We start from the raw sequence: 13,145 nt of genomic DNA, 5'->3' as shown, positions 1-13,145 counted from the left end.
TAGCCGATGTTCTCCGACGATCTCATATCCATTTGCGTTTGTCTTCATATAGGTAAGCGAATAAGATATATTAAGATAAAAGAACGGAGGAATGAAATGGGAAAAGGAAAAGAAAAAGAAATACAGGAATTCAATTCACGTTTTGATGAAGAGATTGTTGAGATTGCGGGCGTTACAGAAGCTTGCGGTGTCGGAGCCGGTAAAGGAATGGGTCAAGTCATGTGGAACCCGTCCATTACTTTAATTGCGTGGAAACGGATAGGGGAAGATGAGCCACTTATACGTGATAGAACAATCTTGGAATGGCTTGTAAGCAATAGTGAACTATCAAAAGCAAAAGAGGTCCTTCAAGCAAACAGTCTGGTAAAGCTGAGAGTCCGAATTGGAGAAAAATCTCTTATGTTTATCGAAGTTCTTGATCCATCATACCAAGATAATGAATTGAAGGTGGTATTAGAGGAATCCTTCAAACCCGTTTTCTATCACGATGAGAAGTTAGGCCAATTCCAATTGGATAAGACGATTGATTTATTTGAAAAAGAAGTTCAATTCGATGGAGAAAGAGTGGAACTCCACTTTGAGTGGCAATCGGATGAGAACCAAATGAAGTTGGCACTTCAAACAGCCTATACGTTGTTTGGTGATCAGGAAGGGTGGAACAAGAGACTAAAAGCGTATGCGGCAGATGAATTGCTCGATTTGGCAAATGATTGGTTAGAGCAAGAAGACGAGCCTCAGTACGAAGAAATAACGGAAGAGATATTCATCAACTCGATTAAAATCTGGACCATCTCTGTGTATCCAGACGGCAGATTCACTGTTTATTATTCAGACGGAGACTTGTTCTGGGGGCATTCGATTTGTATTAACGGGAACATCAGCGGCGAGTTTGAATCAGCCCACATTTGAGACGGAAACGTAGAATTGGCATGAATGAGACTGGCTCTTGAGAATGCCAGGATGACCAAAGGACAAACCGATCCGAATCCGATGGTCTGGAGTGTGATCGTCAAGGATAGCCGGATTGCCGGCATAGGCGCTCACTTGAAGCCGGGAGAGCCCCATGCGGAGATTCATGCCCTGCGCATGGCCGGTGAACAGGCACTCGGGGCCGTAATTTATGTAAAGCTGGAGCCCTGTTCCCATCATGGGCGGACGGGCCCCTGTGCGGAGGCTATCATCGGGGCGGGAATTCGCTCCGTGATCGTCGCCGCATCCGACCCGAACCCGCTGGTGGCGGGCCGGGGGCTGCAGATGCTGCGGGAGGCAGGCATCGAGGTCATTACGGGGGTATGCGAAGAAGAGGCCGTACGCATGATCGAAGTGTTCAACCGGTATATCGTGAGCCGCCGGCCCTTTGTTACGCTTAAGTCCGCCATTTCCCTTGACGGTAAAATAGCCACGCGGGAGAGAGAGCAAGGGCTGCAGTCATGGCTGACGTCCTGAACCTAAAGGATGTCCGGTACGAACAGCTTGGAACGGATCTGAAAATCATCGGATATCCCGTTCGATAATACGGCGCGACAGGGCCACTTCGAACCGGAGCATGCCCTGTTTTGTAATTCAGCACGCCAAAGGACAAAAACATACTCACAATGAATGCCGCCGTCGTGCGAAGCGATAGCCATTAATACTTGCAAGAGCAAACAAAATAAGATATATTTACGTTTAGTTAGATAATCTAATTAAAAAGGTGATGTGATGGCAAAAAGAACGGCGATTGAGAACACCGTGGACCAGCAGCTGCCTAAATTAGGAATTGCCCCTTATTTAGACCTAATGGACCAAACCGCGACAAAGGACACGGATCGCAAATCAACTCACATGGGATTGCTGATGTTGTGGCTCAGTGACAATACCCTGGACTTGATGGACATGGATTTATCTGAATTCGGTATTACCGAGAGCAAGCTGGACTTGTTGCTGCTGCTTATGCTGCATGAGGACAGAGAGCATGTCACTCCCTCGGCAATCGCAGATCGACTTGGGATTCGTCGGGCTTCTGTAACGGCTTTGTTGGATTGGCTGGAAAAAAGAAAATGGATTGTTCGCGAACAGAGTGTCCAAGATCGTCGTATGATTCATGTCAGCATTACACGGGAAGGCCGGGACTTGGTCGGCAATGTACTACCGACCTTTTGGGCAACTTGCGCTTCACTGCTCAGTGACTTGGATGAGGAGGAGCGAACAGTGTTTGAGAAGATCTTGGTTAAGCTGAATGGAAGTATAGAGAAAAGGTTAGGGGTAGGGAGATAATTTTTTTATACATATAATTAGATAACCTAATTACTTTTATTAAGGAATTCTGCAACAGTTTAAAAATCTTATTAAAAGAGGTGCTTTATGTCACAAGCAGCGGGTTCAACAGTTTCGAAGAGTAGAAACTTTTCTCTCATGACGGCGATTTTATGCTGGTCTGGAATGATGGTCATGTCCAGCTTGTATGTAACCATTCCTTTGATATCTTTGTTTGCTGATTTCTTTAGCATTACACCTACACAGGCAGCGGCTGCGGGGAGTATTTTTTCTATGGGGTTCGCGATGGGATGTTTGATTTATGGAGCCTTATCGGATAAATACGGCCGCAAACAAGTGATTTTTATTGGGCTTCTTGCGTTGACGCTGATCTCTTTGCTGCTCGGCATGGTTGACAGCTTCTTCTGGATGGTCGTGCTGAGAGGAATGCAAGGCTTTGCGGCAGCCACTTTTTCTCCGGTTGCCCTGGCCTACGCGGTAGAAATGTTCCCCGCAGAAAAGCGGGTGACGACAATCGGGTTTATTAGCACAGGATTTTTGGTTGCCGGAATCATCGGGCAGGTTGTCAGTGCTTTAATTAGCGAGCAATATGGGTGGAACACGGTATTTTACCTTCTGGCAGGTGTGTATGCCATCACTGCGTTTCTAATTCTTCGCTTCCTTCCAAAAGGTGAAATTCAACAAGCACATGCGAATGTTTGGGAATCTTTAAAGCAAATCGGCGGTGTATTTTCGCAAAAAAACCTTGTTCTAAGCTACATTGTGGCAATGGTATTGCTCATGTCGTTTGTCAGCATGTACACCGTCTTGGGTAATTACTTAAGCGGTCCCGACTTTGGTTTGAATTCAGAAGAAATTCTTTATATCCGTTCTATTGGCGTTTTGGGCATGCTGGTTTCTCCTTTGTCCGGAAGATTATCGAAACACTTTGGCGTTCGTGCGGTTCTGCTTGGCGGACTCCTATTGGCGATTGCAGGTTTAGCCTTCTTGGGCATGATTTCAAACTTGCCTTTGTTGATTGTTATGAGTTTAATTTTTGTTACGGGCATTGCGCTCTCTGTTCCAGCGCTCGTTTCTCTAGTCGGTCAATTAGGAGGCAAAGCCCGCGGGATTGCGGTTTCAATGTACACATTCGTTCTATTTGCGGGAACAAGTATGGGCCCGGTTATTTCTATTCGTTTGATGGAAATGGGCAGCTACTTGTTGACCTTTCTTCTACTGGCGCTGAACCTCAGTATAGGCTTGCTTGCTGCATGGTTGATTCATCGGGAAACGCCTGAGGAACCACAAGTAACGACAAAAATGTTTTTTAAATAAAGTGAAGAATTATCGCCGATTAGCCACACGCTATGATAAATTGGCCTCTACGTTCAGTTTTTTTTGCGTCGAAGGCCGGTTTTAGAACAGCTGCCGCCCACTGGCGGAAGCTGGTGGGCGAGGTGTTTTCCGGCGTACGCCGGAGCGCGTTGAAGATCCCGTCCACTCCGGCTATGTCCATGTCGACCATACTCTGGGCCATGGCCTCTGTGTAGCGACAGCAGCCGAACGAACGGCTGCTTTTTTCTTTTCATTTTCTGTGCTAGAGTATTGCAATATTCAGTTCAACTGTATATAGTGTAACTATACAGTTATTCTATATAGCAAAGCGATATACATGGTGAAATACGTACATTGGAGGGCTAACATGGAAAGGGATAAGCGCCTGCCGTTGACCGAGACGGTCTACTACATTCTGCTGTCGGTGATCGAACCTGCGCACGGGTACCTTATTATGCAGAAGGTAGAGGAGCTTAGCGGAGGGCAAGTACGAATGGCCGCAGGAACACTTTATGGCGCGACGGAGAATTTGATCAAGCTGAAGTTCATTCAGCAAGTTGCCAGTGAGGACAGTCGGCGTAAGGTGTACGGTATAACCGAGAAGGGCCTGGAGATGCTTCGGCTTGACCGCGACCGCATGCAGCATATGATTAACGTTACCGCAAAGCTGATAACCTAACATTGAATGGGGGAGATCACTGTGAGGAAATACAAGGTGTTCATGAATCTCGAGAAAGAAGAACAGTGGCTAAGCGATTTGGCCCAGCAGGGGATTCGACTGGAGAAAAAGACGTGGCTCGGGTATAAATTCCGGCGAGATCTGCCGGAAGCGGCCACCATCAAGATGGACTACCGTACCTTCAAGCAGGCGTCGGATTTCGAGGATTATCGGGCTCTATTCGAAGATAGCGGCTGGGAGCATATCAGCGGTACGAAAAACTCCGGTTTTCAGTACTTCCGGAAAGCTGATAAGGAAGGAAGCAAGGAGATCTTCTCGGATGTCGATTCCAAGGCCATACGCTATAAGAGGCTGTCTGATCTGTGGGCACTGCTGGCATGCGTCTATGCCATTGTTATGTTCTCGCTGATCCGCAGCGAAAGCATCGACCCGGGCGCGATATTGAACCCGAAGCTGCTGTATTTCACACCAGGACTTTGGGAGCTGGAAGGGGAGGCATTTTGGAGGTCCTTTCTTTTTGAAACGCCCTTCGCCGTCTTCAGAGGTTTAATGTGGTTATTCCTACCGGTCGTCGTCATTGCAGCTTTGTATTGCGCCTTTAAGTTGAAGAACCAGTACAATCGTATGAAAGAAGATGATCTCCGTATATAATACTTGTTCTCATCGTTGAATAGAGCGGAGACTGATGACAGACAGGGTTGCAGACACCGCAGCCTTTTACATGAATTATTTTGGATTCGAACCGGTATTCGAGACGGATTGGTACGTTAGTCTACGAGCGGCCGGCGGCTCTCTTCCGTTTGAGCTGGCCATTCTCGACGCGAACCATTCAACAGTGCCCGCGGCTTACCGTGGAGGGGGTAAAGGCCTGCTGCTCAACCTGGAGGTTGACCGTGTCGACGAGGAATACGATCGTCTCATTCTTACGCACAAGCTGCCTCTCATCCAGGACATCCAGAGTGAAGAGTTTGGGCAGCGGCATTTTATCACCTGCGATCTGAATGGGGTATTGATCGACGTCATTACCATAATTCCTCCCGCAGGAGACTTCCGTGAACAGTACACAGAGGCCGTATGGGAGGCGACTTCGGATCATCATGAGGAGAAGTAAGGAGGAAGCCCACCAAACCATCCGCAGGCTGATGGAGGTGGCACGTAACCATTTCACCGAGTATGGGTACGCTGGCGCGGCGCTCGAATCGATCGTGCAGGAAGCGGACGTGACGCGGGGAGCCGTGTATCATCATTTTCGCAGCAAAAAGGAGCTGTTCCGTATTGTACTCGAAACGGTACAGCTGGAAGTTTCCGAACAAGTGGAGGACGCGGCATCCGGTGCGGATGAGGTCTGGGAGCAGCTTTATTTAGGCTGCAGGGCCTTCGTGCTGGCAGAGGTGGAACAGAGCCGAAAACGTATCCTGCTGATTGACGGCCCCGCTATCATGGGCTGGGATGTATGGAGGGTGATGGATGGGAAATACTCTATGCGTCTCCTGCGGGAACAGCTGGAGCTGATGCATGAACAGGGACATATTCCGGGCGAGTCCGCAGACGCCATGGCGCATTTCATTTCAGGAGCGCTTAACGAAACCTCCCTTTGGCTGGCAAGTCGCACGCCCGACGAGACAGATTTGGATAACAGCATGAACGTCATCCGGCTCTTCCTAGATGGGATCAGGGATCGGCAAAAACAGCAGACGCCAATGGATCATCCGTAGAGAGAGTTGCGGGAAGAGAAGGGGGCAAGGGCATACCGAGAAGAGGCAGCATTGTAATTCCTTCTCTAGGATTCCTAATGTCAACAAAAAAACGGTCATTAGCTAAAATTCATTTATCCAATCGAATAGAACAGGAGAGATCGCGTTGCAGCTCTCAGATTCCAATTATTCCGCAATTAATGCTCTATGTAAACAAGGCGATGATTTAGTGAAATCAGGTGATCTTGATGCCGCCAAGAAAAATTATATTGCCGCCCTCCGTTTATTGCCTGAAAATCATCAAGAATGGGAGGCCGCTACCTGGATATATGCAGCTATTGGGGATGTCCACTATCGCATGAAAAATTACGATAAGGCTTTCAAGTGCTTTTTTAATGCCGTACAGTGTCCGAGGGGGTTGGGTAATCCGTATATTCATCTTCGGCTGGGGCAGTTATATTACGAACAGGAAAACTTTGAAAAGGCAGCTGACGAGTTAACTCGGGCTTACATGGGCGCCGGTATTGAGATTTTTAGGGAAGACGACCCAAAGTATCTTGAGTTTTTGGGGACAAACATAGAGATTTGAAAATTCAGGTTACGCAACAGCTGCTGATTTCGCACAATGTCGGAGGACAAGAACATATATTCTTAACCGCAAATGACAAGAACATGCAGTCATTAGCTGGCCAGAGCGACCGGCTGCCTTCGCTGCGTTAACAGGTGGATCCTTTAATCGTTTCGAAAATACTTGATAGTTCACAAAGGCAGGAAAGTACGGGTACAATCTGGAATAAACATACAAAATCCAATGTCACTGCGACAACGACAGTATTTAATCTCAAGTTTCAATGGCGTGTTTAGTTAAACGAGGTCGGATAGTTTCAACCAAAACAGGAAGCTTAGTTGAACGACCGCAGCGAAGGCAGCCGGCCAAATCGACCGGTTGTCTTTCGCTGCGCTAACGGGAGTTTAACTTTTGCGCGCGGTGGCGGTGCCGGAGGACAAAACTGGTAATCAGGGTGTAATCGAAGCTTCGTTATCACATTGCAGACGAATACATAGGCACTGATATCGAGTAAAACCATCTGTGCTGGTTTTCATAGAAAGAATGGATAGGAGTGTGATCCGATGAATTGGAGAAGAGCAGCCATTGCGGCTGTGGTGGGAACACAAGTCATCGTGACAGGAACGGTCGGGGCATCGGCGGAAGAGGTAGCGGATGTTTGGAAGCCTGTGCCTAGCGTGCAGCCAGCCATTCAATTCGAGATGTTCCCTTCGGAGATACCTGAATCGGGTAGAGTGCCTGCAGTCATTCGGCTGCTGAGCAGCATTCCTTTTTATGACAAATACGAGGACTCTGGCGGTCAGCCCCAGGGCTATTTGGCTCCTCAGAAGGTACAGGTAGTCAAGGCGGGCATGCCTTGGTCGGAAGCAAATAATTGGTGGAAGGTACGCACTTGGCTCGGTGATAAGTGGATCCATGTTCCTTCAAACGCACTGGATGTAGATCCTCCGAAACAAATATCGCTGCTGGATAACACATTGATGTACGCCAATCCGACTACGAGTAAACCCTCAACGGGGACGCTTGCACCGCAGGATGTCGAAGTGGTGAGTGCGGCGAAAAGGTGGTTTGCTGCGGATACTTCCGATAACAGCGCGTTGACTTGGTTGCGGATCCGTACGACCTGGCTTGGCGATCAGTGGATTCGAATTCCGCTGAATCATATTGGAACGCTGCGGAGCATTGTGCCAGAGAAAGCTTATTTTTTGAACGAATCCGGCATACCGAGTGGCGAAGGAAAAATAACTGCTGAGTTCATATCACCATTCAACAGCACTGCCTACCGGGTAGAGACAGAGAACGGTGTTCAATGGGTATTTTCCCGAGGAGCGAGGATCGAATCGTCACAAGAAACACTGAAGCTGGATACGAGAACGACGCTTTTTGCACAGCCATATTCTTATGGGGAAGAGGTAGCGATTCTCCCGCCTCAGAGCGTCGAGGTGTTCGAACGAATTGATAACAATCCATATGGGAATACGACGGAGGAACCAAACTGGTATCATGTCCATACCTCGGCTGGAGATGGCTGGGTGAATAAACAGTTTGCCGATCCTATTGATGCCAAGCCAACGTCCGCGGCCATTCAATTGAACTCCAATGCGCAGCTGATGAGCTATCCGACCTCGGGTATATGGTATAAGTTCGCACAAGCGGCGCCACAGATTCTTCACCCGATTAGTTACTGGGATGATGCGTCAGGGAACCGTTGGTACCAAGTCGATTCTTATGTCGGTCTTGTCTGGCTGAAATTAAATCCATACACCGATCGCATTGTCGGTCAAGGATCTGACCCCGCTGTGGACATGTCATTTTTCACGTTGTTCTACAACAGTGCGAAAATCGATGGGGACGAGCTGAAGGTTCAGGACCGGCGAGTAGGATATATGCTCGATAACTCTTGGTATGTATCCATTCCTTTTCTATCCGAGGGTTTTCGTTATGATCAAAGCAAGTCAGGCGGCTGGACCACTTATCAGAGCAACAAGTTCAGTTATGGATTCCGTATTCAGCCGGGCTCACAGCAGGCAATAACGCTCTGGAACGGCAAAGAGGTTCGGGTGATGAGCTTAACCGCAGCGCCGCGGATCTCGTCCGATGGGGAGCTATATCTGAACGAAGCCGATATACGGACCCTATTCGGCTCTCTCATAGCTAAGGTTGATTCTTCTCTCACCTTCACCCTTCAGACGTACAATGTGACGGCTCTTGCCATTCCTTCATCGGTCGATACACACCAGATGGAGCTCAATGTAGCCTTCAGGGACAGTATACAGCAGCTCCCTGTCAATGCTGCACCAGAGCTAAGGCCCCGGCTGACGCTGGAGGAGCTCGGAGCTCCGCCGTCAGAGGCCGTCCAGGCTTACTCGGAATGGGTTGCACCTCTTCAGTGGGACATGGCTCTGTTCCAGTACAATGCGGTCAAGCAGCTGAAGGTCGGGCCGAACCAACTACGGGCCAGACTAGAGATCGGCGGCAGGATCCTATGGCAGCAGGATTTCACAGTTCAGCGACAAAACTAGTTAAGGATGGAAGCTAACCTGTCTCAGCCGGTTGAACAACAACCAAGGGCAGCTGTCCCTGGTTAGAGGTTATGAAACCAGAGCGACTTGTAATCAAGCATGCCGTGTTCCTCCATTTTCTGGCGACAGCAATATTCGAGAATCTGGAAGGCAAGATCAATGATAATTAGACCATAAAAGGGAGCAGACCACCGCGGTTTTGCTCCCTGTTTCATTGAAGTAAGGGCATCCGTTGGACTCAACGTTGAACCACACATTGCTGCTGCTAATCCTAAGCTTGCATCTTTAAATGTTGACATGTTTACCTTACGCCTTGAGCAATCAAATGTTCTGACCACCAGAGATTTCGATTCGCTGTGCATTAACCCAGCGATTGTGGGGATCGAGTAGACTGGCGACTGCGGGACCAATATCTTCAGGCACGCCGACACGACCAAGGGCAACCATCGAAGCAAACGCATTATTGTAAGCAGGCGTGTCACGCACAGCGCCGCCTAAAAAATCGGTTTCAATGGCACCAGGTGCAATGGTATTAACAGTGATACCCCGGTGGCCCAGCTCTTTTGCCATATAGATGGTTAGAATTTCTACTGCACCCTTAGCTGCAGAGTAAGCCGAGAAGCCGGGATAAGAGACTCGAGTAAGACCTGTTGAGAAGTTAACAATACGACCACCATCTGCAAGAAGCGGCAGCAGGGCTTGAGTCAAAAAAAATACGCCCTTGACATGCACATTGAACAGGCCGTCGAATTGAGCCTCTGTGGTTTCGGCAAAGCTTACCATTTCCCCATGACCGGCATTATTCACCAGATGATTGAAAGTGGAGTTACCCCAATTCGATTGCAAAATAGAACCAACCGTCTGAGCAAAGCCAGAGAAGCTGGATGTGTTTTCCATATCGAGTTGTAGAGCGACCGCTTTACACCCCAGAGCTTCGATCTCAGCAACGACTGATTTTGCTTCTTCTGCTCGGCTGCGATAGGTCAAAATGACATCACCGCCATGACGCGCAATACTAATGGCCGTATTACGACCAAGCCCCCGGCTGCCGCCAGTGACGATGGAAATCGTGGTCTGTGCAGCTTCTTGTTCTAAAATTTTCCCTTTCAACGTTATCCGTCCTTTCAAAAATGTTTTTTAATTACCTTGCCATCATAATTTATGAAGTTCGCTTTAAGTCAAGGGTTTTTTTGGAAAATAATAAGTGTATAATGGAACAGAAAACACCTTGTTTTAATCCTCGTTTTTTCTTTTTATGGCATGAAATCAGAAAATTCAATTAATAAAGTTGAAGAAACCATTTAAAGCGCACTTTAACAGGAGGCGATGAAAGTTTATTATGTTGACTATTAAAGAAGTTACTGAAATAACGGAAATAGCCGCACACACACTTCGATATTACGAAAAAGAGGGATTGCTCCCGCATGTTAAAAGAAACGAAAATGGAAAGCGTTTATACGACGAAGAAGATTTAAGCTGGATCCACTTTGTTACAGCGCTTCGGGCAACAGGAATGCCGATTGCTCAAATTCAGAAATACGTTTACTTATACAAAGAAGGGGACTCCACCATTTCAGAACGAAAATTGATGATGCTCCATCACAAAAAAGAAATAGAGAGAAGCATAGGGGATCTCTATTTTAACTTGGATAAAATAAATTATAAGCTTGCTCTTTATGATGTTTTAGAATCCCAGATTAAACGAACTAGTATTAAAATTTAGGCTCAATTTCCCAATTCAAGTAAAGAAAGGACAGAGGCGATCACCCTGTCCTTTCTCAATAGATAAACGCATGATGAGTTTACAGTTTCATCGAGGTTACAAATCGAATTTCCAGTTGCCCATCATTTTGGCAACTGCCGGATCGTGGTACGATAAGAAAAGACTTTCCTGCGTATCGAGAGTGGAAATTAGTTCGATGTCGTCCACGCTCAACTCAAAATCGAATATGTTGAAGTTTTCAACGATCCGTTCTTTCTTCACCGACTTCGGAATGACAACGACTCCACGCTGAACAAGCCAGCGAAGCACGACTTGGGCGACGGACTTGTTGTGTTTTCCTGCGATTGAGGCCAGAACTTCGTTCCCGAACAAGTTGTTACGTCCTTCAGCGAAAGGTGCCCACGACTGGTGCAGCACTCCCTGCTCTTTCATAAAAGCGGCACTCTCGATTTGCTGGTAGAACGGATGCGTTTCGACTTGATTGACGGCAGGCACGGTTTGGTTATGCACGATAAGGTCCATCAAACGGTCAGGCAGGAAATTGCTGACCCCAATCGCCTTGATTTGGCCTTCACGGTACAGTTCTTCCATCGCACGCCAAGCGCCGTAGTAATCGCCGAACGGCTGGTGAATAAGGTATAAATCCAGATAGTCGAGCTGGAGCTTCTTCAAAGATTTAGCAAACGCCAGCTTGGCACTCTCGTAGCCGGCATCCTGAACCCATAGCTTGGTTGTGATAAACAACTCCTCACGTGGGATACCGCTGCGCTTGATCGCGCGACCGACCGCTTCCTCATTCAGATAACCGGCGGCGGTATCGATTAGGCGATAACCAGCCATCAGCGCATCATATACGGCTTTCTCGCATTCATCTGCATCAGGAACTTGGTAAACACCAAAGCCAATGATCGGCATTTGCACACCATTGTTTAATGTGACGGTTTGCATTGTAATTCCTCCCAGTGTTGAAATGGATAACAGCAAACGGCGCTTATTCCCTTAATCGGGGACTGCGGCGGGAGTTCCACCTACGACTCATTTGCGTTACACTAAGCTTAGAACCTTCGTGTTACACGAAGTCAAGCTGCTTTCAAAAATTTATTTTCCTAGGAGGATTGCACATGCATACGGTCAAAGAAGCCTCCCTCATAACGGGACTCACCGAGCACGCAGTACGCTTTTACACGGATAAAGGTCTGGTGCCAAGTGTACAGCGTAATCAAAACAATATTCGAATGTTTGACGAAGAATCAATCAACTGGCTGCATGGCATCAAATGCCTCAAGCAATCCGGGATGCCTATTGAAGTTATTAAGAGGTATATAGATCTCTGTCTCGAGGGAGATTCGACCATTCCGCAACGTTACGCACTCATGATGGAGCACAAAGAAGACGCGCTCGCAAAGCTCGAAGAAGCCAAATTGCACGTTGCCCATTTGGAACAAAAAACCGCTCTATATCAGGCCATTATGGAGCACCGCACTTTAGATACGACCAATCCCGGCAACTGGGAAAAAATCAAGCATATGCATAGCGATGTATTTTACTCGCCCTCTGTTCAGAAGGCGTGAGAGGTCTACGTGAGTCACAACCACTCTGAAGAAAATACTCGGTTTAAGCTTCTGATTGGCTTAGCAATGATCAAGATTCACTTCAGCCTAGATGAAACTAACGGGAGACTATAGCTCCAGAATGACACGACGGCAGCCCGCCAGATGATCGGCTGCCGTATTCCATGAATGATGGGAATATAAAGAAACCTATAGAAAACAAGTGAACGGTGAAACCATGCAGCTCCTGGACGAACAGGGGAATGTAGTGACGCCGATTACCTTTGATGGAAGTACATATTTGCCGGCCAGGGCTATCGCGAGCTCGCTGGACGTTGCCGTTGACTACGATGAAGCCACCAAAAGTGTACCGTTCGGTGAAAAGGTGGAGGGCGTGCCTCTGAATGCCACACAGACCTTCACCAAGGCGATCAAGGATCCGAACCAGACGAAATACATGGGCAAGGACTATCAGGAAGTGATCAAGGACACGAGCAACAACGGCTCCAACTTCTCCCTGAAGCCGGAAAAGAAGTATCAGACGCTGTACCTGCAGGTCGCTGCACTGGGCACGGAAGTAAAGGTAAAGATCGAGGATGGTAACAGCCGTCTGCTCAAGCAGGAAACGGTGAGAGTAGAGGACGGATTGAGGACGATCGAAGCCAATGTGAACGGACAGGAAAGAGTGGTCGTATTCTACAAATATAAGAATAAGGAAGGCGTGAACGGAATATTTGTCCCGCTTACGACTTCGTATTATAAATAAATTCGTTTTTAAATAGCGCTTTCATCCCGGCATATTTAAAATGCCGGGATTTTTTCTACGGAATGACAAG

The 13,145-nt window shown here is 47.7% G+C and carries 15 protein-coding genes and 1 pseudogene; 13 read left to right on the top strand and 3 right to left on the bottom strand.

Features of this window, described 5'->3' with window-relative positions; genetic code table 11:
- The first annotated feature begins 96 nt into the window (after window positions 1–96).
- The 10 genes and pseudogenes from ACP26L_RS17815 (at window position 97) to ACP26L_RS17770 (ending at window position 9,036) form a co-directional block, all read left to right on the top strand.
- On the top strand, window positions 97–909 hold the full coding sequence (locus ACP26L_RS17815; protein WP_426454523.1) for a DUF2262 domain-containing protein: 813 nt from the start codon (window positions 97–99) through the stop codon (window positions 907–909).
- 24 nt (window positions 910–933) lie between these two features.
- Window positions 934–1,443, top strand: a pseudogene (gene ribD / locus ACP26L_RS17810) (bifunctional diaminohydroxyphosphoribosylaminopyrimidine deaminase/5-amino-6-(5-phosphoribosylamino)uracil reductase RibD); the annotation flags it as partial.
- A gap of 258 nt (window positions 1,444–1,701) precedes the next feature.
- Entirely contained in the window at window positions 1,702–2,256 is a 555-nt protein-coding gene (locus ACP26L_RS17805) for a MarR family winged helix-turn-helix transcriptional regulator (RefSeq protein WP_426454521.1), read from the top strand.
- Between the two features lie 87 nt (window positions 2,257–2,343).
- Window positions 2,344–3,573 (top strand): MFS transporter, encoded by a 1,230-nt coding sequence (locus tag ACP26L_RS17800; RefSeq protein WP_426454520.1) that lies wholly within the window; start codon window positions 2,344–2,346, stop codon window positions 3,571–3,573.
- A gap of 367 nt (window positions 3,574–3,940) precedes the next feature.
- Window positions 3,941–4,252, top strand: coding sequence for a PadR family transcriptional regulator (locus tag ACP26L_RS17795; protein WP_426454518.1), 312 nt, complete (start codon window positions 3,941–3,943; stop codon window positions 4,250–4,252).
- 42 nt (window positions 4,253–4,294) lie between these two features.
- The gene (locus ACP26L_RS17790) at window positions 4,295–4,903 is read left to right on the top strand and encodes a DUF2812 domain-containing protein (protein ID WP_426454517.1); all 609 of its coding nucleotides are present in this window, start codon (window positions 4,295–4,297) and stop codon (window positions 4,901–4,903) included.
- 34 nt (window positions 4,904–4,937) lie between these two features.
- Complete coding sequence (locus ACP26L_RS17785; protein WP_426454516.1) at window positions 4,938–5,363, top strand: VOC family protein; 426 nt, start codon at window positions 4,938–4,940, stop codon at window positions 5,361–5,363.
- Window positions 5,350–5,967, top strand: coding sequence for a TetR/AcrR family transcriptional regulator (locus ACP26L_RS17780; RefSeq protein WP_426454515.1), 618 nt, complete (start codon window positions 5,350–5,352; stop codon window positions 5,965–5,967). The genes ACP26L_RS17785 and ACP26L_RS17780 overlap by 14 nt, the downstream gene beginning before the upstream one ends.
- 145 nt (window positions 5,968–6,112) lie before the next feature.
- Entirely contained in the window at window positions 6,113–6,535 is a 423-nt protein-coding gene (locus tag ACP26L_RS17775) for a tetratricopeptide repeat protein (protein ID WP_426454514.1), read from the top strand.
- 542 nt (window positions 6,536–7,077) lie between these two features.
- The gene (locus tag ACP26L_RS17770; protein ID WP_426454512.1) at window positions 7,078–9,036 is read left to right on the top strand and encodes a hypothetical protein; all 1,959 of its coding nucleotides are present in this window, start codon (window positions 7,078–7,080) and stop codon (window positions 9,034–9,036) included.
- A gap of 62 nt (window positions 9,037–9,098) precedes the next feature.
- On the opposite strand, the gene ACP26L_RS17765 is transcribed toward ACP26L_RS17770, so the two are convergent.
- Window positions 9,099–9,335, bottom strand: coding sequence for a hypothetical protein (locus tag ACP26L_RS17765; RefSeq protein WP_426454510.1), 237 nt, complete (start codon window positions 9,333–9,335; stop codon window positions 9,099–9,101).
- A gap of 22 nt (window positions 9,336–9,357) precedes the next feature.
- On the bottom strand, window positions 9,358–10,146 hold the full coding sequence (locus ACP26L_RS17760) for an SDR family NAD(P)-dependent oxidoreductase (protein ID WP_426454509.1): 789 nt from the start codon (window positions 10,144–10,146) through the stop codon (window positions 9,358–9,360).
- A gap of 229 nt (window positions 10,147–10,375) precedes the next feature.
- Between ACP26L_RS17760 and ACP26L_RS17755 the strand changes: the two genes are divergently transcribed.
- A complete protein-coding gene (locus ACP26L_RS17755; protein ID WP_426454508.1) occupies window positions 10,376–10,759 on the top strand; it encodes a MerR family transcriptional regulator in 384 nt (127 codons plus the stop codon).
- Window positions 10,760–10,855: 96 nt separating this feature from the next.
- Here the strand turns inward: ACP26L_RS17755 and ACP26L_RS17750 are convergent, their stop codons facing one another.
- Entirely contained in the window at window positions 10,856–11,707 is an 852-nt protein-coding gene (locus tag ACP26L_RS17750; protein WP_426454507.1) for an aldo/keto reductase, read from the bottom strand.
- Between the two features lie 173 nt (window positions 11,708–11,880).
- On the opposite strand from ACP26L_RS17750, the gene ACP26L_RS17745 reads away from it, so the two are divergent.
- On the top strand, window positions 11,881–12,330 hold the full coding sequence (locus ACP26L_RS17745) for a MerR family transcriptional regulator (RefSeq protein ID WP_426454506.1): 450 nt from the start codon (window positions 11,881–11,883) through the stop codon (window positions 12,328–12,330).
- A gap of 202 nt (window positions 12,331–12,532) precedes the next feature.
- On the top strand, window positions 12,533–13,075 hold the full coding sequence (locus tag ACP26L_RS17740; RefSeq protein ID WP_426454505.1) for a stalk domain-containing protein: 543 nt from the start codon (window positions 12,533–12,535) through the stop codon (window positions 13,073–13,075).
- The last annotated feature ends 70 nt before the right edge of the window (window positions 13,076–13,145 follow it).

The organism is Paenibacillus sp. S-38 (assembly GCF_049942825.1).
GTDB lineage: Bacteria > Bacillota > Bacilli > Paenibacillales > NBRC-103111 > Paenibacillus_G.
Note: the sequence above shows the minus strand (reverse complement) of the source record. Positions and strands in the feature narration are given on the sequence as shown.

Excerpts from the sequence above, each read along its gene's own strand:
- ACP26L_RS17815 (WP_426454523.1), top strand. The coding sequence starts at position 97 with ATGGGAAAAGGAAAAGAAAAAGAAATACAGGAATTCAATTCACGTTTT.
- ACP26L_RS17805 (WP_426454521.1), top strand. The coding sequence starts at position 1,702 with ATGGCAAAAAGAACGGCGATTGAGAACACCGTGGACCAGCAGCTGCCT.
- ACP26L_RS17800 (WP_426454520.1), top strand. The coding sequence starts at position 2,344 with ATGTCACAAGCAGCGGGTTCAACAGTTTCGAAGAGTAGAAACTTTTCT.
- ACP26L_RS17795 (WP_426454518.1), top strand. The coding sequence starts at position 3,941 with ATGGAAAGGGATAAGCGCCTGCCGTTGACCGAGACGGTCTACTACATT.
- ACP26L_RS17790 (WP_426454517.1), top strand. The coding sequence starts at position 4,295 with ATGAATCTCGAGAAAGAAGAACAGTGGCTAAGCGATTTGGCCCAGCAG.
- ACP26L_RS17785 (WP_426454516.1), top strand. The coding sequence starts at position 4,938 with ATGACAGACAGGGTTGCAGACACCGCAGCCTTTTACATGAATTATTTT.
- ACP26L_RS17780 (WP_426454515.1), top strand. The coding sequence starts at position 5,350 with ATGAGGAGAAGTAAGGAGGAAGCCCACCAAACCATCCGCAGGCTGATG.
- ACP26L_RS17770 (WP_426454512.1), top strand. The coding sequence starts at position 7,078 with ATGAATTGGAGAAGAGCAGCCATTGCGGCTGTGGTGGGAACACAAGTC.
- ACP26L_RS17765 (WP_426454510.1), bottom strand. The coding sequence starts at position 9,335 with ATGTCAACATTTAAAGATGCAAGCTTAGGATTAGCAGCAGCAATGTGT.
- ACP26L_RS17755 (WP_426454508.1), top strand. The coding sequence starts at position 10,376 with ATGTTGACTATTAAAGAAGTTACTGAAATAACGGAAATAGCCGCACAC.
- ACP26L_RS17750 (WP_426454507.1), bottom strand. The coding sequence starts at position 11,707 with ATGCAAACCGTCACATTAAACAATGGTGTGCAAATGCCGATCATTGGC.
- ACP26L_RS17745 (WP_426454506.1), top strand. The coding sequence starts at position 11,881 with ATGCATACGGTCAAAGAAGCCTCCCTCATAACGGGACTCACCGAGCAC.